Source organism: Actinoplanes sp. CA-131856, assembly GCF_050956135.1.
Classification (GTDB): Bacteria; Actinomycetota; Actinomycetes; order Mycobacteriales; family Micromonosporaceae; genus Actinoplanes.
In genome coordinates this window covers 8002123-8024874 of the sequence record NZ_CP191849.1, presented here as the reverse complement: position 1 = coordinate 8024874, position 22752 = coordinate 8002123, and the positions used below count along the sequence as shown (strand labels likewise).

At 70.8% G+C, this 22752-nt stretch carries 22 protein-coding genes; 10 read left to right on the top strand and 12 right to left on the bottom strand.

Going from position 1 to position 22752, the window contains the following annotated elements:
* Window positions 1–86: 86 nt before the first annotated feature.
* The 3 genes from ACQP2X_RS36685 to ACQP2X_RS36675 all read left to right on the top strand — a co-directional run bounded on the left by ACQP2X_RS36685 (window position 87) and on the right by ACQP2X_RS36675 (window position 3050).
* Window positions 87–584, top strand: coding sequence for a SigE family RNA polymerase sigma factor (locus ACQP2X_RS36685; protein ID WP_498689820.1), 498 nt, complete (start codon window positions 87–89; stop codon window positions 582–584).
* Entirely contained in the window at window positions 581–1942 is a 1362-nt protein-coding gene (locus tag ACQP2X_RS36680) for a hypothetical protein (RefSeq protein ID WP_498689818.1), read from the top strand. The genes ACQP2X_RS36685 and ACQP2X_RS36680 overlap by 4 nt, the downstream gene beginning before the upstream one ends.
* 166 nt (window positions 1943–2108) lie before the next feature.
* The gene (locus ACQP2X_RS36675; protein WP_498689817.1) at window positions 2109–3050 is read left to right on the top strand and encodes a hypothetical protein; all 942 of its coding nucleotides are present in this window, start codon (window positions 2109–2111) and stop codon (window positions 3048–3050) included.
* Here ACQP2X_RS36675 and ACQP2X_RS36670 read toward each other — a convergent pair.
* Together ACQP2X_RS36670 and ACQP2X_RS36665 are read right to left on the bottom strand one after the other, a co-directional pair.
* Window positions 3047–4561 carry a glycosyltransferase family 2 protein gene (locus tag ACQP2X_RS36670; protein WP_498689815.1) on the bottom strand — a complete coding sequence of 505 codons (1515 nt, stop codon included), beginning with the start codon at window positions 4559–4561 and terminating at the stop codon, window positions 3047–3049. The genes ACQP2X_RS36675 and ACQP2X_RS36670 overlap by 4 nt on opposite strands.
* Window positions 4558–5178 (bottom strand): hypothetical protein, encoded by a 621-nt coding sequence (locus ACQP2X_RS36665; protein WP_498689813.1) that lies wholly within the window; start codon window positions 5176–5178, stop codon window positions 4558–4560. The genes ACQP2X_RS36670 and ACQP2X_RS36665 overlap by 4 nt, the downstream gene beginning before the upstream one ends.
* Window positions 5179–5440: 262 nt before the next feature.
* On the opposite strand from ACQP2X_RS36665, the gene ACQP2X_RS36660 reads away from it, so the two are divergent.
* Both ACQP2X_RS36660 and ACQP2X_RS36655 read left to right on the top strand, forming a co-directional pair.
* Window positions 5441–6046, top strand: a complete 606-nt coding sequence (locus tag ACQP2X_RS36660) for a response regulator transcription factor (protein ID WP_498689812.1) — start codon at window positions 5441–5443, stop codon at window positions 6044–6046.
* 23 nt (window positions 6047–6069) lie between these two features.
* On the top strand, window positions 6070–6618 hold the full coding sequence (locus tag ACQP2X_RS36655) for a VanZ family protein (protein WP_498689809.1): 549 nt from the start codon (window positions 6070–6072) through the stop codon (window positions 6616–6618).
* On the opposite strand, the gene ACQP2X_RS36650 is transcribed toward ACQP2X_RS36655, so the two are convergent.
* The gene (locus ACQP2X_RS36650; RefSeq protein ID WP_498689808.1) at window positions 6594–7676 is read right to left on the bottom strand and encodes a glycosyltransferase; all 1083 of its coding nucleotides are present in this window, start codon (window positions 7674–7676) and stop codon (window positions 6594–6596) included. The two genes, ACQP2X_RS36655 and ACQP2X_RS36650, sit on opposite strands and share 25 nt — an antisense overlap.
* A 238-nt stretch (window positions 7677–7914) precedes the next feature.
* Between ACQP2X_RS36650 and ACQP2X_RS36645 the strand changes: the two genes are divergently transcribed.
* The 4 genes from ACQP2X_RS36645 to ACQP2X_RS36630 are packed head-to-tail and all read left to right on the top strand — an operon-like array spanning window position 7915 to window position 12662.
* Entirely contained in the window at window positions 7915–9753 is a 1839-nt protein-coding gene (locus ACQP2X_RS36645) for a polysaccharide biosynthesis protein (RefSeq protein WP_498689806.1), read from the top strand.
* Window positions 9750–11003, top strand: a complete 1254-nt coding sequence (locus ACQP2X_RS36640; protein WP_498689804.1) for a nucleotide sugar dehydrogenase — start codon at window positions 9750–9752, stop codon at window positions 11001–11003. The genes ACQP2X_RS36645 and ACQP2X_RS36640 overlap by 4 nt, the downstream gene beginning before the upstream one ends.
* A complete protein-coding gene (locus tag ACQP2X_RS36635) occupies window positions 11003–11611 on the top strand; it encodes a sugar transferase (protein WP_498701124.1) in 609 nt (202 codons plus the stop codon). Before ACQP2X_RS36640 ends, ACQP2X_RS36635 begins: the two co-directional genes overlap by 1 nt.
* Window positions 11601–12662, top strand: coding sequence for a hypothetical protein (locus tag ACQP2X_RS36630; RefSeq protein ID WP_498689802.1), 1062 nt, complete (start codon window positions 11601–11603; stop codon window positions 12660–12662). The genes ACQP2X_RS36635 and ACQP2X_RS36630 overlap by 11 nt, the downstream gene beginning before the upstream one ends.
* A 9-nt stretch (window positions 12663–12671) precedes the next feature.
* Here the strand turns inward: ACQP2X_RS36630 and ACQP2X_RS36625 are convergent, their stop codons facing one another.
* Complete coding sequence (locus tag ACQP2X_RS36625) at window positions 12672–13133, bottom strand: hypothetical protein (RefSeq protein WP_498689800.1); 462 nt, start codon at window positions 13131–13133, stop codon at window positions 12672–12674.
* A 36-nt stretch (window positions 13134–13169) separates the two neighbouring features.
* Window positions 13170–13574, bottom strand: coding sequence for a tRNA (N6-threonylcarbamoyladenosine(37)-N6)-methyltransferase TrmO (gene tsaA / locus ACQP2X_RS36620; RefSeq protein ID WP_498689799.1), 405 nt, complete (start codon window positions 13572–13574; stop codon window positions 13170–13172).
* Window positions 13575–13585: 11 nt separating this feature from the next.
* On the opposite strand from tsaA, the gene ACQP2X_RS36615 reads away from it, so the two are divergent.
* Window positions 13586–14086, top strand: a complete 501-nt coding sequence (locus tag ACQP2X_RS36615; RefSeq protein ID WP_498689797.1) for a hypothetical protein — start codon at window positions 13586–13588, stop codon at window positions 14084–14086.
* Here ACQP2X_RS36615 and ACQP2X_RS36610 read toward each other — a convergent pair.
* The 7 genes from ACQP2X_RS36610 to ACQP2X_RS36580 form a co-directional block, all read right to left on the bottom strand.
* Window positions 14077–15078, bottom strand: a complete 1002-nt coding sequence (locus ACQP2X_RS36610; RefSeq protein ID WP_498689795.1) for a GNAT family N-acetyltransferase — start codon at window positions 15076–15078, stop codon at window positions 14077–14079. The genes ACQP2X_RS36615 and ACQP2X_RS36610 overlap by 10 nt on opposite strands.
* Window positions 15071–16276 (bottom strand): FAD-dependent monooxygenase, encoded by a 1206-nt coding sequence (locus ACQP2X_RS36605; RefSeq protein ID WP_498689794.1) that lies wholly within the window; start codon window positions 16274–16276, stop codon window positions 15071–15073. Before ACQP2X_RS36605 ends, ACQP2X_RS36610 begins: the two co-directional genes overlap by 8 nt.
* A 9-nt stretch (window positions 16277–16285) precedes the next feature.
* Complete coding sequence (locus ACQP2X_RS36600) at window positions 16286–17323, bottom strand: GNAT family N-acetyltransferase (RefSeq protein ID WP_498689792.1); 1038 nt, start codon at window positions 17321–17323, stop codon at window positions 16286–16288.
* Window positions 17320–18351: a hypothetical protein gene (locus ACQP2X_RS36595; RefSeq protein ID WP_498689791.1), complete on the bottom strand. Its 1032-nt coding sequence runs from the start codon at window positions 18349–18351 to the stop codon at window positions 17320–17322. The genes ACQP2X_RS36600 and ACQP2X_RS36595 overlap by 4 nt, the downstream gene beginning before the upstream one ends.
* A gap of 86 nt (window positions 18352–18437) precedes the next feature.
* A complete protein-coding gene (locus tag ACQP2X_RS36590) occupies window positions 18438–19652 on the bottom strand; it encodes an O-antigen ligase family protein (RefSeq protein WP_498689789.1) in 1215 nt (404 codons plus the stop codon).
* Window positions 19649–20914 carry a lipopolysaccharide biosynthesis protein gene (locus ACQP2X_RS36585; RefSeq protein WP_498689787.1) on the bottom strand — a complete coding sequence of 422 codons (1266 nt, stop codon included), beginning with the start codon at window positions 20912–20914 and terminating at the stop codon, window positions 19649–19651. The genes ACQP2X_RS36590 and ACQP2X_RS36585 overlap by 4 nt, the downstream gene beginning before the upstream one ends.
* On the bottom strand, window positions 20907–22751 hold the full coding sequence (locus tag ACQP2X_RS36580) for a tyrosine-protein kinase domain-containing protein (RefSeq protein ID WP_498689784.1): 1845 nt from the start codon (window positions 22749–22751) through the stop codon (window positions 20907–20909). Before ACQP2X_RS36580 ends, ACQP2X_RS36585 begins: the two co-directional genes overlap by 8 nt.
* Between the last annotated feature and the right edge of the window lies 1 nt (window position 22752).

The following is a 22752-nucleotide window of genomic DNA, read 5'->3' as shown; positions in this document are numbered from 1 at the left end:
CGTCCCGACCGCGCCGTGCCGCCCGCTCAACCTTTTGATGGTGGCACGGCGTTAACCTCTCATGCCTTCACATCGCGGGAGAGGCCGTGGCTGAGGAGTTCCGGGCGTTCGTCGAGCGGGAATGGGCTCCCCTCCTGCGGACGGCCTACCTGCTCACCGGGGATCGTGGTCACGCCGAAGATCTGGTGCAGTCCGCCCTCGAGAAGACCCATCGGCGCTGGGGGCGGGTGTCGCGCATGGACGCGCCCGTCGCATATGTCCGCCGGGCCATGGTCAACACGGCGGTGTCGTGGCGGCGGCGCCGTCGGGTCAGTGAGGTGCCCCTGCTGCTCAGTGACGCGCCGGCCGGGGATCCGTACGGGCCCCTCGATCAGCGCCACGAGATCATCACCGCCCTGCGCGGGTTGCCGCCCCGGATGCGGGCCGTGCTGGTGCTCCGCTATTTCGCCGATCTCAGTGAGGCCGAGACCGCGGCGGCGCTCGGCTGCTCCGTCGGCAGTGTGAAGAGCCAGGCCTCGCGTGGCCTCGAACGGCTGCGCGCCGAGTTCCGGCCGGTCACGACCCTCGAAGGGAGGAGCGCATGACCACGGAGGCGGCTCTGCGCGACGCGCTTGCGGCCGAGGCCGGTGCTCTGGGCGTACCGCAAGATCCTTGGTCCGGTTTCACCCAGCGCGAGAAAGCCCACAAGCGCAGGCGACGGATCGGTGTCGTCGCGGCGGCCGTCGTGGCCGCGGTGGGCGTGCAGACCGGCGTGGTGCCCTTGCCGGGATGGGCGCCGGGCATCGCGATCGCCGGGCGTGAGACCGCGCTGGCCAAGAGCCCGCCGCGGGGATCGCTGGCGAACGACAAGGCCTGGCTGGACGGTCTGCGCGGCTCGATCAAGGATGTCGAGGACCCGGGCGAGCTGTGGGAGATCAAAGACAGGGGCCAGATTCGTTTCCTGTACGCCGGCGACGTGCCCGGCCACCGGCTGGCGCTGGCCCTGGTGCCGCTGCGGTTCGGGTTCCTGACCGACGAGACGCTCATGTGGTTCAGCGGTGAGCCGGGCGCGGCCCCGTCCGAGATGCGCGAGGGCGCCCGCACCGACGGCGGCGACCAGGTGGCGATCTTCAAGGAGGGCCGCACCGACGCCGCCGGCGCGCTCGTGGTGGTCGCGCCCTCGGGGTCGACGGTCGCGGTGAGCAACGGTTTCACCTACACCGCGGCCGGCCGGGTCGAGCACGCGGCGCCACGGACCGCCACGCCCGGCAGCGGGCTGGCCGAGTTCACCCTGCCGGCCGCGCCGTTCGACCCCGGCACGACGGTCACCGTGACCGGCGCGCACGGAGAGAAGATCTACAACGGGCCGGCGTACGGCGCCTGGAGCGGCCGCGCGGGGCAGAACGTCCAGGAGATCAGCGAGCAGGTGCTGACCGGCGCGCTCGGCGGCCGCGCGTTCGACCGGCTCACGATGCGCCGCTGGATCGAGAGCGCGCTCAGCGACGCCCGCCTGCCCGCCCGGGACACCACCGTGAAGGTCCGGTGGACGGGATCGGTGAACGGTCAGCCGGCGGCCCTGCTCACCGTGCAACCGCGGGGCGGCGGCGTGCTGGCGTACGCCTTCCACGGCGCCGCCGACACCTATCGCCAGGATCTGCGCGTGCTGCTGCCGGCGGCCGGCGCCGACGAGCGCCCGATCGCGTGGCGGATGCGGGCCGAGGGCAAGGACGACCGTACGGACCAGGTGGTGATCGTCGGCCCGCCCGGCACCGCCCGGCTGTCGCCCGGTGGCGTGCCCGACGCCTCGGGCGCGGCCCTCGCCACGCTGCCGGCCTCGGGCGACGCGACCGTGACGGCCTACGCGGCGGACGGCTCGGTCATCGGGTCGACACCGGTCACCCCCTTCGAGACCGACAGCGGAGGCCTCCCCGGCGACGACCTGAAGACGCGCATCGTCGAATGACGCCGGTCCACCCGATCGTGGTCATCCGGCGGGTTGTGCGACGGCTGTCCTTTCCCAGACTGGCCCTGCCGAACGGTGACCACTCAGGACGACATGAGGGATCCACCGGCGCCGCCGCGAGGGGGACCGTACAGGCAGGCGAGTCAGTCGTGAATGGAGGACGACGGTGGCACTGGAGCTGGCGACGACCACCTCGGGCATCGTGCTCGGGTTCTTCCGGAGGATGCTCATGGGCACGCCGGACCCGGTGGCCGACGAGGCGGCCCGGCGGGTCCTGGGGGTGCTCGACAACCTGGGGCGGGGCGACCCGGCCACGCGGTCGGCCCTGGACACCCTGCGCGCCCGGCCCGACGATCCGGCGGCCCGGGCGATGCTGGAGCAGCGGGTCGAGACGTACGCCCGCCACAATGCGCACTTCCACCGCGATCTCAACTACAGCGTCGGGCCCAGCGCCCGCCCCGGCCTTCCGCAGATCCACGCCGTCCGTGACCGGTGGCAGAACCCTGGCTCCCGGCGGCTGCTGATCGGTGCGGGCGCCCTGCTGCTGGTCATCCTGCTCGGCTGCGGCGGGGTCGGCTTCGCCTTTCTGAGCGGCAACACGACCTACTTCGACACGCGGACCGATCTGTCGGCGCCGGGCGGCTGGTCGTACCGGGTGACCGAGGCCCACCTGAAGACGTCGGCCCAGCTGGAGGACCGGAGCCCGGCCAAGCCGGGCTTCCGGTACCTCTACTTCGACATCACCGTCGAGAACCGGCTCGATGACCGGGAGGCGCCCGGCATCCAGTTCAGCTTCGCCCGCGCCGAGAACACCATGTCGGCCGGGTGCGGCGCCCAGCAGACCGGCTTCTTCGGCCCCGTCTCCAGCTACGCGTCCGGCGTCGTCCCGGGCTGGTGCGTCAGCAAGAACAACAGCTTCCTGGGCACCGGCGCGTCCTGCTTCGAGACGAACGACGACTTCTTCCGCTCCGTCGACCGCATCCCACCCGGCGGCAAGAACCACGTGCGCTGCGTCGACAGCTACTTCGTGAAGGACGGCTTCGACCTGGGTTCCCTGCGCGTCTACTACCTGGGTGACAGCTACACGCAGATCCCCACGTCGACCTAGACGGTGAAGCCCCGGTGGCGGCGGAACAGCTTGCGCATCATGAAGACCGTCTGGGCGATCGTCGCGATGTACAGGATCGGCCAGCCCAGGGACAGGATCGCCGACTGCACCGACACGCTCTGCTGGCTCCAGGCGTACGTGGCGCCGCCCAGGACCGCGAGCAGGACCACCAGCGGCATGACGTACGCCGAGCCCTTGCCCTTCTCCGCGTTGGCCTGGGCCGCCCAGTTGTCCTTGTCCGTCTTGGCCAGGAACTGCGTCCACGCCGACACGAAGTGCCCCATGCGAATCCACATGTACAGCTCGGCGGGCAGCGCCAACGCGGCGTACAAGATGTCGGAAGCGCTCTTGTCCTTCATCGACAGCGCCAGGCGCAGGTTCAGCAGCGCCGCCACGGCCGGCGGGATCAGCCAGATCGGGTTGAAGACGAACGCGTGGATGGACAGCGCCGCCACCAGCAGCAGCAGGAAGCCGAGGCGGCTGGCGATGTTGAAGGCCATCGAGATGTTCTCGTACCAGCGCAGCCTCAGGTTCGGGTGCAGCGGCTGGCCCTGGTTGTCGCCGCGGGTGCCCGGCCAGAACAGGTCGATGGCGCCGAAGTTCCACTTGACCTGCTGGCCGTGCAGGGCCCGCAGGTTCGTCATCGGGCCCACGAAGGCGCGCGCGGTCGAGCTGATCTTGGTGCTGTAGCCGGCGTCCTTGATCTGCAGGGAGAGCTTGCTGTCCTCGACCTCGCTGTCGCGGACCCAGGGGGCCTGCTGGTGGTGGCGGACCATCACCGTCTCCAGCGCCCGGATGCTGAACAGGCTGCACTGGCCGCCGAGCACGGCCATGTTGCGGCCGCGGAGCAGGTTGTCCATGTTGAACGCGGCGAACTGGGCCCGCTGGCCGGCGATCAGGAACCGCGCCATCAGTCCCTTGTAGCGGCTCTTGTCGATGCTGTAGATGGCGCTGAGCCCGCCGATGCGCGGGTCGTCGGTCATCTCCAGTTCGAGGCGCTCGACGGCGTCGCGGGCCAGTGTCGTGTCACCGTCGACGCCGAGGATGTAGTCGTAGCCGCGGGACAGGAAGTAGCCGTAGTTGAGGGCGCCGACCTTCTTGTCGGGGTTGGAGCCCATGTCGTGGACGTGCACGACCGTGACGAACTCCTCGCCCTTGACGGTGCGGGAGTGCCGGCCCTCGAACGACCGCGCGATCTCGGGGGTGTCGTCGTCGGTGTTGTTGATGATGACGTGGATGACGTCCGGCAGCCGGGTCTGCCCGAGCAGGCTCTTGAGGACGTCGGCGATCGTCTCCTGCTCGTTGTAGCAGGGGATGATGCAGCTGATCGTGGCGTTGCGGGGTGTCGCCGTGGTGGCCATGGCGATCTCGCCCGACACCACCTCGACGTTCTCCAGGTCCTCGAGCTGCGGCACGGCCGGCGGCAGGGCCAGCGGGCCGGCCTTGGCGCTGCGGGGCAGCAGGATCTGGCGGTCGGTGGCCCGGCGCAGGCCGGGACTGGACTCGGTCATCGCGGGGCACCGTTCGTGAGCAGCGGCAGGGTCAGGGTGTCGAGAGCCGTCGAGCGGTAGTAGCTGTTCGATTTCGGCGCGGTCTCCACGAGGAGGTCGAGCCGGATCGTCAGCGTGAGCTTCGTTGCTCCCGCCGTCGCCGCCGGAAGGGTCACCACGGTGTTGTAGGGGTACGGCGGGGTGACGTCGAACTTGCCGCTGTCGGTGCCGACGACGGACCGTTTCGTGCCGTCGTCCTGCGTGACCTGGAACGTGGTGACGGCCATGCGGTGGGTGCTGTCGGCGTCCTCGATGTGGGCGGCGACGTTGATGGTCTTGGTCGACGCCGCCGTGTACTGCTTGGCGTTGTCGGAGGTCCAGTAGGTCAGCTGCACCGAGAAGTTTCCTTGGTCGATGCGATGCGTGACGGTGCCCGTGTCGAGGGGCCCGCTCGCGCGTGACACGGTGGCCGACGGGGACGGCGTGGCCGGCGCCGACGGGGTGGGTGATGACGTCGCCCCACCGAGCAGCGGCTTACTGCTGCTGGTGAGGTCGGTCAGGCTGGAGCAGCCGGAGAGCAGGACGGCTGCGATGCCGGCTGCCGCGATGAGGGGAATGCGCAGAGCTGTACGAGTCAACGGCCCGTCCTGCTGTTCGATGTGACCGGGGGTAAGCGTTCTGGTCGGCCGCCCGGGCCCGCACCTGAGCAGACGTGATCACCGCCACTCAGGCGATCCGGTGCATTGGCATCGGTTGATCGGATGAGCGCGGTATCCGTGGCGTGACAGGCGCGTTACCGTGAGGAGGCGTCGGAACGACGGGCACTTGTGGCTCTCCACCCGCCACGTCACCAGATCACCTCGCCCGTAGAGCTATTGCCCATCGGGGGAAGGTGATGTGGTGATCCGGGTCGCGGTAGCCAGGGAAGAGGGATATTTCGGCGTTCCTGTGCGTGCTCTGCTCGAGACGAACCCCGACATGCAGTTCGTCGGCACGCTGCCGTTCGGCAACGAGCTGCCCAGACTGGCCGCGCAGACGTGGCCGAGCGTCATAGTCATCGACACCGACCGCATGGTCAGTCAGGTACTGCCGGTTGCCACCGAGTTGCATTCCTCGTCGCCGACCTGCGCGCTCCTGCTGCTGTGCGACCCGGCCAAGCGCGGCATGCTGCCACCCCGGCATCGCACGGGCTGCCTCAACTTCCTGCTCAAGACCGCGAGCGCCAACCTCCTTTCCGATTCCGTACGCCGCCTCGCGACCGGCGAACGGGTGATCTCCCCGATGTTGCAGGCGGCGTCGCTCACCACCGAGCGCGGCCTGACCACGCGGGAGCTGGAGGTGCTGGGCCTGGCCGCCGAGGGTGACTCGGTGAAGGAGATCGCCGGGCGGCTCTACCTGTCCGGCGGCACGGTCCGCAACTATCTGTCCGCCATCATCGCCAAGACGGGCGCGCGCAACCGTCTCGACGCCATTCGTATCGCCCGCAAGGACGGCTGGCTCCGCTAGGGCGGCCACGTACTGTTGGAACGGTGCAGCGATTGGTAATCCCCGCGATCCCCGTCATGCTGGTCCTGGGGATCGCCCTGATGGCCTTCGCGGCGTCCCGGCTGCGCGACCGGGCGCAATTGGTGAACGCGTGGCTCGGCGGCTGGTACGCGGTGGCCGTCCTCGGCGCGACCATGCTGCCGCTGCACGTGGGCTGGGGACCGGGTTCCCCCGACTGGTACCGGATCATTCTGGTGCCCATCCTGGAGATGCGCCCGGCCGACTTCATCCTGAACGGCGCGATGATGGTGCCGCTGGCCTGGTTCCTCCAGACGATCTTCCGGGTCACCCGGGAGCCGCGGGTGGTGCTCATCGGCTTCCTGATCAGCCTCACCATCGAGCTCACCCAGCTGGCGCTCCTGCTCACCGTCCACGGCACCCGCTGGGCCGACGTCAACGACCTTCTCTCCAACACGCTGGGTGCCTGGCTGGGCTTCATCTTCCTCGAGAGCTTGCTGCGTCTTCCGTTCGTACGGGATCTGGCCCGGCGCTGTGAGATCGGCCGGCCTCAGCTGGCGGCCACCCGCTCGTAGAGCTCGGCCACGTCGGCGGCCATCCGGTTCGCGCAGTAGCGGTCGGGCAGTGTCCGCGGGGGCAGCCGGGCCCCGTACCTCTCGATGTGGCAGAGAACCTCGGCCCGCAGGGCCCGTGGCAGCGACTCCGGATCGTGCGGGGTGAGCCGTTGCGTGTGCTCCACCGGCGTGCGCGCCGCGATCATGTCCTCCAGCGGCGCGCAGGCCGCGTAGAGGGCCGGCAGCCCGGCCGCGAGGGCTTCGAGCACGGCCAGCCCGAACGTCTCGCGGCCGGGCGACGCGAAGACGTCCATGGCGCAGAGCATCTCGCGCGGGTGCTCGACCGTCCCGGCGAACAGCACCCGGTCGCTCACCCCTTCGATGCCGGCCAGCAGCTGCAGCGCCACCCGGGCCGGCCCGTCGCCGACCAGCAGCAGCGTCGCGCCGGGAACCTCGGCCACGGCCCGGATGAGGGTGTCGAGGCGCCGTTGGGGTTCGAGCCGGCCGACGGCGCCGATGACCGGGGTGCCGGGGCCGATCCGCAGCCGGGACCGGGCCGCCGAGCGCAACTCCGGGTCGTAGGCGAACTCGCCGGCGTCGAGTGCCTTGGGGATCATGCTGACCCGGTCGAGGGGCACACCCCAGCGGCGCAGCCGGTCGGCCACGGCGGGCGCCCCCGCGATGGTGATGCCGCTGTGCCGTTCGCCGGCGAGATAGAGCGCGCGCACCCCGGCCGCGGTCCGCAGCCCCTCGTCCGCGTGGTACTCGGTGGCGATCACCCGCGGGGTCCGGGCCAGACGGGCGGCCAGGCGTCCTTGCACGCCGGCGCGGAAGAGATGCGTGTGTACGACGTCGAAGCGCCCCTCGCGGATCAGATGGCGGATCCGGCGGATCGCGCCGAGGTCGCGGTCGCGGGCGGTCGGCAGCTCGATCAGGGTGGCGCCGGTCGCCCGCACCGCCGGCGGTGCCGGGCCGAGCGTGAGCACGTGGCCGTCGTACGGCAGCCGCTCGAGAAGCAGCCGCAACTGGTGCCCGGCGCCGCTGCCGGGGCGCGATCCGAACACGTGGAGGACCCGCATGATGTCTTCTCTCGACAAATGGACGGTCGCAGACGTTTCCCGGCAATAAAAGTTGCAAATGTCATGGCGAACAAGAGCGATTTTCATGTTCCTTGTACGCCATAACCGCAGCTCAGGGCCATGTAATGCGCAATGCGAGAGATTCTCGCGTCGCTCGTGACAATTGCCACTGTGGCCGTGAGAAAGCGACTGGGAGCCTTTGAAAGCGCATTCCCCGCGCTATTTCCGGGAGGAATCCATGGTAGTGACCACGGCGCGCGAGGTCACCGACGACCCCAGCCGCCGGGCCCGGGCCGGTGTCCTTCCCGGCCGGGCCGCGCGGGCCGGAGCCGACGCCGCCGCGCTGGCGCTGGCACTGCTGATCGCCACCCTGCTGCGGCACGACGGCGACCTGGCCGAGGTCGACCTGACCGGCCTGGCCGTCCTGTCCGCGGTCGCCGCCGTCGTGCTGGCCGTCGCCGGCTCCTGGTCGGGCCTCTACACGGGACGCTGGCAGTACGGCTGCTTCGAGGAGATCGCCGCGGTGGCCAAGACCCTCGCGGTCACCACGCCGGTCCTGTTCGTCCTCGACACGCTGCTCGGCCGGCTCGTGCCCCGCTCGGCCATCATCGGCGCCGGGCTGATCGCGCTCGTGCTGGCGGCCGGGGTGCGCTACGCCGTACGCCTGCTGCGGGACCAGCGACTGCGGCCCTCACCCGAACACGGCGTGCGGGTGGTGGTGATGGGCGCGGGGGAGGGCGGCGCCCAGGCCGTCCGGTCGATGCTGCGCAGCCCCTCCAGCCCGTACGTGCCGGTCGCCCTGCTCGACGACGACCCGGCCAAGCGCACCCTGCAGATCATGGGGGTGCCGGTGGCCGGCCCCCGGCGCGCGCTGGCCGAGGTGGTCCGCCGCTACGGCGCGCACTGCGTGCTCATCGCCATTCCCAGCGCTCGCGCCGAGCTGATCCGCGAGCTCACCGACGCCGCCGCCCCGATGAACGTCGACGTGAAAGTCGTCCCGCCGGTGGTGGAGCTGTTCGGCCGCACGGTCAGCGTCGACGACATCCGCCCGGTCACCCACGCCGACCTGCTCGGCCGCCGCGAGATCGGTATCGACCTGGCCGCCGTGGCCGGCTATCTCGCCGGCCGCCGGGTGCTGGTCACCGGGGCCGGCGGCTCGATCGGCTCCGAGCTGTGCCGCCAGGTCGCCCGCTTCCACCCGGACCGGCTCGTGATGCTCGACCGCGACGAGTCCGGCCTGCACGCCGTGCAGCTCTCGCTGGACGGCCGGGGCCTTCTCGACGACCGCAACCTGGTGGTGGCCGACATCCGCGACGCCGAGCGCCTCGACGAGGTCTTCGCCGAGCACCGGCCGCACGTGGTCTTCCACGCGGCCGCCCTCAAACACCTCCCGCTGTTGGAGATGCACCCGTCCGAGGCGCTCAAGACGAACATCGTCGGCACCTATCAGGTTTTGCAGACCGCGCTGCGCCACGGCGTCGAGCGGCTCGTCAACATCTCCACCGACAAGGCGGCCGACCCGGTCAGCGTGCTCGGCTACTCCAAGCGCATCACCGAGCGGCTCACCGCGGCCGCCGCCTTCTCCTCGGTGCGCTTCGGCAACGTGCTGGGCAGCCGGGGCTCGGTCCTGACCGCGTTCGCGGCCCAGGTCGAGGCGGGCGGCCCGATCACGGTCACCGACCCGGACGTCACCCGCTACTTCATGACGGTCCAGGAGGCCGTACGGCTCGTCATCCAGGCCGGCGCGCTGAAGAGCCCCGGCGAGGTGCTCGTGCTCGACATGGGCGAGCCGGTCCGCATCGCCGACGTGGCCAAGCGCCTGGCCGACGCGGCCGAGCGGCACGTGGCCATCGTCTACACCGGACTGCGCCCGGGCGAGAAGCTCGAAGAGAGCTTGTTCGGCGTGGGCGAGCCCGACAACCGCCCGCACCACCCGCTCATCTCGCAGGTGCCGGTGCCGCCGCTGGACGGCTCGGTGCTGTCGCTGCTCGACCCGGCCGCGCCCCGGCACGACCTCGTGGCGGTCCTGCGCTGGCTCTCGAACAGCCCCGCCTTCGTCAAGGAGCCCATCGCATGAGGGTCGTCGTCGCCGGTCAGGGATATGTCGGTCTCCCGCTCGCGGTCCAGGCGGCCCGGGCCGGGCACACGGTCGTCGGCTACGACGTCGACGAGGAGCGCGTCAAACGGCTGGCCGCCGGGGAGTCGTACGTCGACGACGTCTCCTCGGACGAGCTGCGGGAGCTGCTCGACTCCCGGTACTGCCCGTCCTCCGATCCGCGGTCCTGCGCGGGTTTCGACGTCGCCGTCATCGCGGTGCCGACGCCTTTGCGCGAGGGGACGCCCGATCTGACGTACATCAAGGAATCCGCTCGGACCTTGGCCCGCTATCTGCGGCCGGGCGCCACGGTGGCGCTGGAGTCGACGACCTATCCGGGCACCACCTCCGATCTGGTCGCGCCGATCCTGGAGGAGGGCTCCGGCCTGATCGCCGGCACCGACTTCTTCCTCGGCTACAGTCCCGAGCGGATCGATCCGGGAAACCGGGAATGGCACCTGGCGGTCACCCCGAAGGTCGTCTCGGGCATCAATGCCGAGTGCCTGCAACGGATCCAGGCCTTCTACGGCACGATCGTCGAGCGCACCGTGCCGGTCTCCGACTGCAAGGCGGCCGAGCTGGCCAAGCTGCTGGAGAACACGTTCCGGCACGTCAACATCGCCCTCGTCAACGAGCTGGCGGTCTTCGCGCACGAGCTCGGCATCGACGTGTGGGAGGCGATCGACGCCGCGTCGAGCAAGCCGTTCGGTTTCATGCGCTTCACCCCCGGACCCGGCGTCGGCGGGCACTGCCTGCCGATCGACCCGTCCTACCTCTCGTGGCGGGTGCAGCGCACGCTCGGGCAGAGCTTCCGCTTCGTCGAGCTGGCCAACGACATCAACAACCACATGCCTGACTACGTCGTACGCCGCCTGGTCGCGGCCCTCAACGACCGCCGCAAACCGGTGAACGGCTCGCGCGTGCTCCTGCTCGGCCTGGCCTACAAGCGCGACAGCGGCGACGCCCGCGAGTCGCCGGCCCGTCGCGTCGCCTCCCTGCTGCTGTCGATGGGCGCCGACGTGTGCGCGGCCGACCCGCACGTGGTCGAGGACACGCACATCGACCCGCGCGTGGTCCGGGTCGCCGCCACCGCCGAGCAGGTCGCCCTCGCCGACGCCGTCGTCCTGCTGGCCGACCACTCCGACTTCGACCTGAGCCTGGTGGCCGCGCACGCCGCGTACGTGCTCGACACCCGGCACTGCCTGACCGGACCGACCGTGGAGGCACTGTGATGTGGGACTTCCTCAACCGAGTCGTGGCTTTCACGGCGTTACTGCTACTGCTGCCCCTGATCCTCGTCGTGGGCATCTGGATCCGCGTCTCCGACGGCCGGGGAGTGCTCTTCGTGCAGGAGCGCGCCGGCCGGGGCGGCGTGCCGTTCCGGATGCTGAAGTTCCGCTCGATGGTCCACGACTCGGTGGCCATGTCGTCGTCGCTGGGCATGGCCGACCCGTACGGCCTGATCGAGAACGACCCCCGGATCACCCGCTGCGGCCGCTTCCTGCGCCGCACCAGCCTGGACGAGCTGCCCCAGCTGCTCAACGTGGTCCGCGGCGAGATGCTGCTGGTCGGTCCCCGCCCCGACGTCCTGCCCCAGGTGGCGCACTATTCCGCCCTGGACGCCCGCCGCCTAGAGGTCAAGCCCGGCATCACCGGCTGGGCCCAGGTGAACGGCCGCGACGACATCGACTGGCCGCAGCGCTTCATCCTGGACCGCTGGTACGTCGACAACCGCTCCCCGGCGCTGGACCTGCGCATCCTGTGGCGCACCTTCACGTCCCTGAACCGCGGCGAGCCGCCGGTCCACGTCGACCACCTGAACATCGACCGTGCCGCCTGACATCGGCTCCGAGTTCCACTGGGACCCGGCCTTCCTGGGCGGCGACGGCCTGCCGTCCTGGATGCCCGCACGCCGTTCCCTCTTCGCCACCGCCTGCGGCGCCCTGCACGCCCTGCTGCGCTTGTTACGCCCGCGGGGCCGGCTGTTCGTCCCGTCGTACTTCTGCACGGGCGTGGCCGAGTCCCTGGCCGCGGAGGTGCCCATCGCCTGGTACCGCCACGTCCCCGACAACCTCGCCTTGGACACGCTGACGGCCACCAACGGCGACGTGGTCCTGGCCCAGAACCTGTTCGCCCGCGAGACCGGCGCCGCGTGGCAGACCTGGATCGAGGCCCACCCCGGCGTCATCGTCATCGAGGACCACTCCCACGACCCGTTCGGCTCGTGGCCCCGCCACAGCACCGCCGCCTACGCCGTGGCCTCCCTCCGGAAAACCCTGCCCCTGCCCGACGGGGGCCTGCTCTGGTCCCCGACGGGCCGCCGCCTCCCGACCGCCGAAGGCCCACCATGCCCCGGCAGCGACCTCAAACTGGCCGCGATGCTCCTGAAAGCCGCGGGCGTGCCCCGGGATGCTTTCCGCCCCCTGCAACAGCAGGGCGAGCAGGCCCTGCGGTGCAGCAGCGGCCCACCGTGCGCGACAACGACGGCCGCCCTGCCCTTGCTGGACATAGCCGGCCTGAGGAGGCGAAGCACTTCGCAGACACAGACCCTGGCCAGTCTGCTCCCGGCGGAAACTCCCGACTGGCGGCTCCTGCCCCCGGGCCCCACACCGTTCCGCCTCCAGCTGGTGTGCCGCTCCGAGCCGACGCGCGACGCCTTGCAGCACCACTTGGCCCAGCATCACATCTACGCCCCGGTCCATTGGCGCCAGACCACTTTCCGAAGCCACGACAAGCAGACCGCCACGTGGGCTTCCCGAATGCTCACCCTCCCGGTCGACCACCGCTGCGACCAGTCCGACCTTCACCGTCTGGTCCAGGTGCTGTCGACCATCCGAGAAGCTATCGACGCCCCCGCCGAAGAGTGCGTGCTCGATCCACCAGCCGAGTGACTTCCATTGTCATTCCACGGAGTCACCCGATCGGACGACTCGCCCTTCGCCTCGCTTCACCTGCTCGACACTCTCTGTGAGATCCTCGCGCTCGATCAACGCTTGGTCACTGAGGCGGTACCACACGGCCTCGACGAGGTTGCGGTCGCGGCCCTGTTTCCGCAGATCTCGTACGAGATGAAGCACTGCATGCAGGCGTTCCGGGTCCAGTACCAGGCGCTTGTGCTCGCCGGCGGCTGTCGTCAGAAGACCTTCCCTCGCCCACGCTTCGACGGTCTTCCGGCTGAGTTTGAGAAGGCGGGCCGCGATGGTGACCCTGACCGGCTCGCACTCCTGGATGGCCTGATGAGTAGCGTCGAGGATCTCGCGCCGCTGCTCATCCCGGATGTTGTCGGCCTCGGCCACCGCCTCGAGCCGTTCGACCCGCTGGAACAGGTGGATCACGCGAGTCTCTTCGGCAGCAACCGTCATGGTGACCTCCCTCCGCTTCCGATTATGCAACACTTTTTAGGAAGTCGGAAGCCGGAGGACGGGCTTGACGTCGATGATCGGTGTGCCGTCGACGGCTTCCAGGCCGGCCACCTTCACGCGGAGGCCCTCGACCGTGATCACCCGCACCTGATGCAGCCCGACCGGGTTGGGCCGGTCGGCCGACCGCGTGCTGAACACCCCGGTCAACGGGTTGCGGGGGTCGTCGCGCGGGTGGACGACGAGCATGCCCCGGTCGGCCAGGTGCAGCCAGGTGAGGACGACCACCTCGTCCCCGGCCGCGAGATCACGAAGTCCCTCGGCCACCCCCGGCTCGAACACCAGCCAGGCTTCGGGACCGCCTTCGGCGCCCTGTTTCGGTGCGCTCGCGGGGTCGGTCAAAGGCGATTCCACAACGCCGATCGGGCGGATCTCGTACGTCATAATGCCTCCTCATGGGCTATGAGCTGCATATCACCCGCGCGTTCGACTGGGCCGAGAGCGAGCGCTTCCCCATTCTCGGCGCCGAGGTCGAGGCGCTGGTGGGCGCCGAGCCCGATCTGAGTTTCGTGCCCGGCGCGTCGGGGCGGCCGGATGTCGGCCACGTCGTCGGCGATTCCGAGCATTGGCTGTTCTTCTGGCAGGGCCGGCTCAGCATCAAGCACCCGGAGCCGTATTTCGTGCGCCGCATGGTCGAGCTGGGCGAGCGGCTCGACGCCTGGGTCACCGGCGACGACTCCGCGGTGTACGGGTGGAACGGCGAAGAGGTTCTGGACTGGCAACGGGAGCGCGACGCGTTCGCTTTGCGGCGCCGTTTCATCAGCTCGGGGGACCGGGACACGCCGATCCGGCCGGACGAGTGGGCGGCTCTGGTCGCCGCCCAACCCGACTTCGCGATGATGACCAGCGTCCGGGCCACTCTGCCCACGGTGTTCGATCGGGAAGGTCAGCGGTAGGGCGGGAAGTGGCCCTCCATCGCCTCCGGGGTCGGTGGGCCGGCCAGTTTCTCGTACGCCTGCTGGTCGGTGATGACGCGCCAGGTGTGGAAGTCCTGGCGGCCGTCGGCGAAGGCCGCCTTGTACCGGAACAGTGAGTCGGCAGCCCCGCCCACGCCGCCGCCCAGGTGGTAGACGGTGTTGCCGTGCAGGCGGCCCCACGTGCGCACCTCGTCGTAGAGCAGCTTGTCGGCGTGCCAGATCTCGCCGTCCCGGGTCGATTGCAGATGGGTGTGCATGATGCCGCCGTACGAGAAGAAGAGGTTGCCGCCGAGGACCTCGCCGTCGGTCGAGAGCGCCACCGCCAGATGCGCCTTTTTCTCCAATGTGGACCGCAACGCCTCGAAGTAGTCGCGGGTGAAGAAGTAGAAGTCGCTCGCGCCGACCCGGCGCATCGTCGCGTGGTAGGTGGCGATCCACTCGTCGTAGCGCGACCAGTCGTCGAAGACCACGGTGACGCCGGCCCGGCGGGCCTTGTTGATCTGGTTGCGGTGGCTCCGGTGGGTCTGGCTCCAGATCTCCGCGGCGCTCAGCGTCAGGTCGATCGAGACCGTCTCCCCGTGGCGGACCAGCGTTCCCGCCTCGGCCAGCGGCGCCATCGGCACCGGCAGCAGCGGATGCAGCCGGACGAAGGCGGTCACCACTCCATGCGTACACAAGAGGTCTTGAAACGCTTGCCATGCCTTCTCGGAGGACTCCAGGGAGGACACCGGTCCCGGATATCCGTACGGCGAGACGGCGTCGTGCAGGTCGGTGTCCGGCACCCGGCGGAGCAGCAGCGGCAGCAGGAGAACCCGGTCGGCCTCGGCGTACCGGAAAGCGATCGGCCGGGTCTCCGACAACCCGGCGTCGAGCCGCACGTACTCGGGCAGGTGATAGACGTCGTGCCGGACCCGGGAGAGCGTGTCGGCCCACGCTCGGTCGTCCGGCTTCAGTATCGCGGCTTCAGCCATAGGTGCCCCTCTCGGAAAGGCGGCGCCGGGCGCGATGCCGCCGGCGCGCCGACAGGGCGCCCCGCAGCATGGCCCGGGTGACCGCGGTCTGTGTCGTCACGTGCAGAACGTATCGCCACAGTGGATAGTCGCCGCGACGGTTGGAGAGCGCGTACGAGAACTGCTTGGCCGGCAGGTCGGCGTAGGACGGCATCCGCTCGAACCAGGTGCTGCTGGCCAGGGCGGCCCGTTGCAGCGGGGCCAGCGCCGAGCGGCGGCGGTGCTCGTAGCGCTCCAGGGCGGCCGGCAGCGAGTCGTCGGCCGCGAGCGCGTCGGACAGGGCCATCGCGTCCTGCATGGCCAGCTTCGTGCCGGAGCCGATGGCGAAGTGTGTCGTGTGGGCGGCGTCGCCGAGCAGGGCGACCACGCCGTGGTCCCAGCGGCGGTTGGTGACGCGGCGGAAGCTCATCCAGCCCGTGCCGCCGGACGTCGCCCGGTGGTCGACGAGCGGCTGGCCGGCCAGGTGCTTGGCGAAGATGTTCTCCAGGCGCGTGCATCCGGCCGTCGCGTCGAGGCGGTCGAACTGGAGCGCCGACCACGTCTCGGGCGTGCACTCGACGATGAAGGTGCTCGCGTCGCGGGAGAACGGGTAGGCGTGGTACCAGATCCAGCCGGCGTGGGTGCGCTCGAAGCCGAACGTGAAGGTGCGGAAGACGCGCGGGGTGCCGAGCCAGATGTACTTGTTGCGGCCGGTCTCGACCTCGGCGCCGAAGTGTTCGGCGGCCTGGTCGCGCAGGCGGCTGCCGGCGCCGTCGCAGGCCACCACCAGGTCGGCCGGTGGCAGCACGGGCCGGCCGGCCGACTCGGTCTGATAGCGGACGTCGACGCCGAGCTCGGCCGCGCGCTCGGACAGGATGTCGAGCAGCCGGTGCCGGCCGAGGCTATATCCGTATCCGGGAAGGTGGGTGACGTCCTTGCCGGTGCAGCGGACCTCGTACTCGTCCCACTTGTAGGCGGCCTCCCAGATCCGCCGCGCGCTGACCGGGTCGTAGCGGAACAGGTCGTCGAGCAGGTCGTCCCAGAACACGACGCCCCAGCCGTAGGTGACGCCGGCCGGGTTGCGCTCGAGCACGGTGATCCGATGGCCCGGGTCGGCCAGCTTGGCCAGCACCGCGAAGTAGAGGCCGGCGGGGCCGCCGCCGACGCAGGTGATGCGCATGGTGGCCTCCTAGCGGTAGGGCGGGAACGTCCCGGCCACGTCGGCCGGATCGGCGCCCGGCTTCAGATCCCGGACCAATTGGAGGTACGCCTGCGAGTCCGCGATGACACGCCAGGTGTGGAACGCGTGTCGCCGCGGCGAGAACCCGGCCTTGTACGAGAAGAGCGAGTCGCTGCGGCCCCCGCGCCCGCCACCGAGGTGGAACGCCGTGTCCCCGCGTTGCCGGCACCAGCGGCGCACCTCGTCGTAGAGCAGCTCGTCGGCGTACCGGTGTCTGGCCCGGCGGGTCGAGGAGACATATCCGGTGGCGATCCCGTCGTACTCGAAGAAGGTGTTGCCACCGACCACCTCGTCGCCCTCCAGGGCGACGGCCAGGTGCATTCGTTCGCCGATCGCGTCGTGCAGGGCGGACAGATGCTCGTAGGTGAAGAAGTAGTACGGCTGCGCCCCGACCCGCCGCATGTTGTCGTGGTAGACGGCGACCCACTCGGCCAGCCGCTCCCAGTCGTCGAAGAGCACCCGGGTGCCGGCCCGGCGCGCCCGGTTGATGTGGTTGCGGTGGTCGGCCCGGGTCTGCCGCCACATCTCCTCGACGCTGACCGTCAGGTCCATCGACACCGTCTCGCCATGACGCACCAGCGTCCCGAACTCGGCCAGCACGGGCAGCGGGGGCGACGGCACGAGCGGGTGCATCCGTACGAAGGCGCTCACCAGCCCCGCCTCGCGCATCGTGGCCACCATCGAGGCGCAGGCCCGTTCCCAGAACGGGCGGTCGCCGGGCATGGCGCTGCCGACGGGGCCCGGGTAGCCGTACGGGGACATGGCGTCGTGCCGGTCCGTGCCCGGTATCTCCCGCACGATCAGTGGCAGTAACGCGTGCCGGCCCGCGTCCTCGTACCAGAGTGCCACCGGGCGGCCGCCGCACAGGCTCGCGTCGAGGCTCACGTAGTCGGGCAGGTGATAGATGTCGTGGCCGGTCCGCTGGAGAGCCTCCTTCCACTCCCGGGCTCCCGGGTCGAGCAGTGCGGCGTGCGCGGTGACAGTCATCTGGTCATCCCCTCGGGTTGCAGGATCCGGGCGTTGAGCGCCATGTTGGCGGCGAACTGGTCGTTCACCACCTGGTGTTCCTCCAGCCGCCGCTGGACGGCCGGGCGCGAGCGGCCCAGCTTCACGAAGCCGTCGGCCAGCCAGCCGTTGTCGGTGCCGCTGCCGTCCACATAGGCCCGGTAGTCGCGGCCGCCGGGCCAGATCACGGTCAGCACGGCCGAGAAGGCCGCGACGTCGGCGGCGGTCCAGGCGCTGCCGCGGTCGCGCGCTTCGATGACGTACGCCATGACGCCGTTCCCGTGACCGACGTCCTGCCCGGGCCGTTTCGCCGAACCCCACACGTCACTCCAGAAGTACGCGGTCGGCTCGACCGGGCTGCGCCGCATCTGGTCGCGCAGCCGGCGGTCGATCTCGCCACGGACGGCGTGATAGCGGGTGTCCGGCGTGAGCACGTCGAGGTGCAGGGCGATCAGCGCCCAGTGCGCGGCCATGTGGGTGCGCTCGCGGTAGATGTAGTCGTCGGCCCCGCGGTCGTGCCACTTGGCGAACACGTTGGTGGCGGCGAAGGTCAGCAGCCGGTCGAACCGGGCCTTGTAGCCGCGGTCGTTCATCACCATCGCCGACTCCCGCATGGCGACGAGCAGCCCGGTGGCGTAGCGCCAGAAGTAGCTCTCGTAGAGCGGGATCTCGTCACCGTCCTCGCCGTTCATCGACGAGGGCCATCCGAGGTAGCCGTCCTTGAAGTGACTGTCCGGAATGGATTTCGACGGAACGGCGGCGGCCATGACGTTCTCGGCGAACTCGAGGGCGCGGTCGAGGTAGCGGCGTTCGCGGGTGGCCCGGAACATCGCGACGAGGGCGTCGAGCGAGTAGGAGAGGTTGTAGTGGTCCCAGCTGTCCCTCGACCGGCTCTGGGGCAGGCTGGTGGCGTACTGGAAATCCCAGCCCCTCGCGAAGACGGCCGCCCAGTGCGAGACGGGCTTCACGGCGACGTCCGTGGCGGGGCTCTCGGGAATCGGTTCCGGCATGGGGGGTACGTCCTCAGGTCCGGCCGGGCCGCACGCGGCGGTCATCGATCCGGCGGCCAGCAGAAGCGCGGCCCGGCGAGTCATTCTCATAGCGGCGCCGCCTGTCTCGTCCCGGCCCCGGCCCGGACCGGTGTCACCGCGGCCGCGGCGGCCAGGGCTGCGAAGAGCCAGAACAGCCGGGCGTCGTAGTAGTCGCCGGAGAAGAGGCTGCACAGGGCGACCAGCACGGCCGCCGCCACGGCGAGCCCGGTCAGCCGCGGCCGCAACCCGCCGCCGCGCACCGTCGCCGCCCACAGCAGTACCGCCGCCGCGAGCAACCCGATCCCGATGAGCCCGCCCTCGGCCGCGACGCCGAGCACGTAGTTGTGCGGATATTCGACCCGCTGGTTGACGCCCACGGTGCCGTAGAAGCCGTCCAGCCCAGTGCCCGCGACCGGATGCTCCACGGCCAGCCGCCAGGCCGCGCCCCAGATGTCGGTGCGGTCGGACAGATAACGCTCCTGCACGGTCTGCTCGACGAACCGCTCCTGGAACAGGCTGGTGAACGCGGGCGGCGCGAGCAGCCCGATCACACCCGCGACGACCGCGAGCGCCCCGGCGACCGCCACCACCACGCCCGCCCTCAGCCGTCCCCGGATCTTCCACAGCGCCGCCGCCCCGACCACGATCCCGGCCAGCAGCCCGGCCCGCGAGCCGGACAGCACGGCCGTCAGCAGGAAGAGCGGAACGGCGACCAGCGGCAGCCGGCGCCCGCTGAGCATGGTCAGGGCGATCGCGCTGATGACCCCGAGCAGCTGGATGCGGACGAAGACGTTGGGCCCGCCGCCGAACGCCGAGTAGCGCCCCTGCTCGCCCGGCCCGGCCGCGAGCGCGGCCAGGGCGAACAGGATCGCGGCGACGTAGAAGAGCACGAAGGCCGTGCGGATGACCGCGTCCGGATCGCCCGTGGCGTACAGATAGAAAGCCAGAACGAGCGCCGCCATCAGCGCCAGATCGAGCGTCTGCGGCCCGACCCGGGCCGCCTCCGGCGCCCACAGTCCCGAAGCGATCTGAAAGACGAAGAACAGGGTGGCCACGACGAGCCATCCCTCTCGCCGGGCTGTTCTCTGTTCCCCGCGTGGCCGCCGCGCGACGTCGACGGTGAGCGCCACCAGCCCCACCGCGAGCCCGATGACCCGCAGATCGACCCATGCGAGATCGGTGAATCCGGCCCGGTCCAGGGTGTACCGCCCGCCGATGGCCACCAGGACGAGCACCAGGCCCGGGGCGAGGAGCACGCGAGGATGCCAGACCCAGGTCACGAGGGCTCCCGGCGGTTGGCGACCAGGGCGAACAGCAGGCAGGCGCCGTATCCGGCGAGCGACCCGTAGGCGGCCCCCACGATGCCGAACGGCGGAATCAGCAGCAGATAGCCGGCGAAGCTCACGCCGAACCCGGTGATCTCGGCGGCCGAGACCAGCCCGCCCCGCCCCTTCGCGATGAGCAGACCCAGGCTGACCCGCGAGACCGCGTAGAGCCCGGCCGCCGCGACGAGCGGCACCACGATGCCCTTGGCCGGCGCGTACGCCTCCCCGAACACCGGAACGATGAGCAGGAACAGCCCGGCCGCGGCGATCGGCGCCACCACCAGGCAGTAGAGGCTCGCCGCCAGCACCAGGGGCCGGCTCCGCAGCGTCCCCTCCCGGTGCGCCACCCGCCACCGCCCGAGCCGGGAGTCGGCGTAGGCCCGCACCGGCCAGGCCAGCAACTCGGTCATCGTCGACACACTGGCGTAGAGCCCCAGAGCCGACGTGGATGCGATGGCCGGCAGAGCGAGCCGGTCGACCCGGAGCATCGCCATGTTCGACAGAGCGGCCGGGAAGAGCGCGATGCCTTCCCGCCGCACCAGCCGGTTCTGGTCGAGCCGGGGCCCCGGCGCGCCACGAAGCCAGAGCAGCAGATAGGTCCCGGTGGGGATGATCCCGGCGACCAGATAACCCAGGATCCAGACTTCGGGCCGGGCGACCCCGCTCACGGAGAACATCACCAGAAGCGAAAGCAGAAGCACCGCCTCGACGACCCGGAGCACGAGAAAGTCGGTCACCCGCCCGGCCGCGATGGCGATCGACCGGATGGCGAGTCCGCAGGTCTCCACGAGCGCGTAGGCCGCGATGAGCGCGACGACGGCTGCACCCGGATCGAGCGCGCTGGGCGCCACAACGGCGAAGCCGACCGCCGCGGCAAGCCCGATGCCACCGGGAACGGCGAGCAGCCGCCCATAGGCCCGGACCCCGGCCGCCGGAGTGGTGTCGTGATAGGCGGCCACGAAGCTCCGCTCGGTCCCCAGCAGCAGAACCTGCGTGGACAGATAGACCACTTGAAGCAGCAGCGCCACTTCACCACGATCCGACGGCGTGAGCGCCCGAACCATGAGCACGTTGGCCACCAGGGCCACCCCGCCCACGAGAAGCTGAGAGGCGAAGAGCTTGATGTACGGCTCGCGGAGCTGCCCCCGGAGCCAGCCCACACGCCTGCGGGCGGCAGTCTCCACCGCCACCGTGGGCCGCTCCGCCAGCTCACTCATCCCGGCGCCCCGCCTCACCCACGGCCCGCCCACCGCCACCCTCGCCGGCCCGGTTGTCGTCGCGGTCCGTGTCGTCGTCCCGAGCGCCGTCGCCCTCGACGCCGCCCATGTCTTCCGCCGCCTCACCCACAGCGTTGGCGTTTTCCGCGCCGCAGGCCCCTTCATCAGGCCTTGCGGTCGTCTTATCGCCCGCTCCAGGCCCCGGCTGATCATCGCCGCCGCCCCGCGAGTCGCCCGTGTCGGATTCGTCGGGCGGCGCGGACTCTCGAACATGGGCTGTTCCGCGCGCGATCAGCGGGCCGTCACCCTCCGGCGCGGCGTCGGGCTCGGGGTCGGCGCTGGGAGTGGACACATGGGCGGTCGCGCGGACGACCGTGGGAACGAAGGGAGGAATGCCCGCCGGGATGGCCGGAGAGGTGGAGATCGACTCCTCCGCATCGGCCGGCTGGGGAGCGCGGGCCCGGCCCTGCACCGTGGCCGGATAGGCCGGGATCAGGCCCACCGACGTCTCCTCGTCGTCGGACGGGCCGCCCACCAGGGTCTGGATCAGGCTGGGACTGTCGGCCGGCACTTGCGGCGGCCGATGACGGATCGCGCCCGTCGGCAGGCGGCGAGGCAGAGCGTTCAGGACCGCCCCGACCAGGTGTGCGCCCACCCTCTCCAGCAGGTCGGCCGAGCGCTGCACCTCGGTCGTCCGCGTCCGGTTGGCCCGCACCACCAGCAGGGCGCCGTCCGTCACCTTGCTCAGCACCGTGGCGTCCGCCGTGCCGTTCAACGGCGGCGCGTCCACCAGCACCACGTCGAAGCGGCGGCTCAACTCGTCCATCGTCGCCCCCAGCCTCGGCGACGCCAGCGCCTCGCCCGGATCCGGCGCGCTGGTGCCCGGCGGCAAGACCGTCAGGCGGCCGTCCAGCGGGTTGTGCAACACCTCCGGCACCGTCGCCGTGCCCGCCAGCACCTCGGCCAGGCCCGGACCCGGCTCCAGCGACAGATAGCGGCCCACCCCGGGCGAGCGCAGGTTCGCGTCGACCAGCAGCACCCTCGCGCCCGTCTCGGCCATCGCTATCGCCAGGCCGCACGCCACCGCGGTCGTACCCTCCTTGCGGTTGGCCCCCGTCAGCAGCAGCGAGGTTCCCCCGTCCAGCGCCGGCAGCAGGCTGCGCAGTTTCCGGAACGCCTCGGCGAGCTCCTCGTCCGGCTTCGCGGTGCGGCCGTAGCGGCTGCCGATCGCTATCACCCCGACCGTGCCGATGCCGAGGCGGCGCAGGTCGTCCTCCTCGCTCACCTTCTTGCGGGTCGCCTCGCGGACCGCCACCACGATCGCGCCGATCAGGAGGCCGAGCACGGCCGAGAAGCCGACGTTGCGGACGAGGCCGTCCGGTTCCCTCGTCGTCACCGCCTCCTGGGCGATCGACACCGCCGGCGCCGGGCCCAGCCTTCGCACCAGCGCCATCAGCTCCGCCGTGGCCGTGCGCACGATGGCCCGGCTCCGCTCGGCCGACGGATCGGTGGCCGTCACCACCAGCAGGTCCGTGCCCTCCTCGACCTGGGCCGTCAGGTTCTCGGTGACCCCTTTGACCGTCAGCCCCGGTCCGACCTTGTCCACCACGCCTTGCGCCACCCTCGGCCCGGTCAGCAGCGCGATGTAGGAGTTGAGCCGGCTCGCCCCGGTGTCGGCGTCGTCCGCCCCGGTGGTCACGTACAACACCATCGACGACCGGTACGCGGGCGGCCGGCTCAACGTCAAGGTGGCGGCCAGCCCGGCCGCCAGCAGCACCGGCACGACGATCCAGACCCAGCCGCGCCGGCACGCCCTCGCGTATTCGCGGAGTTCCACG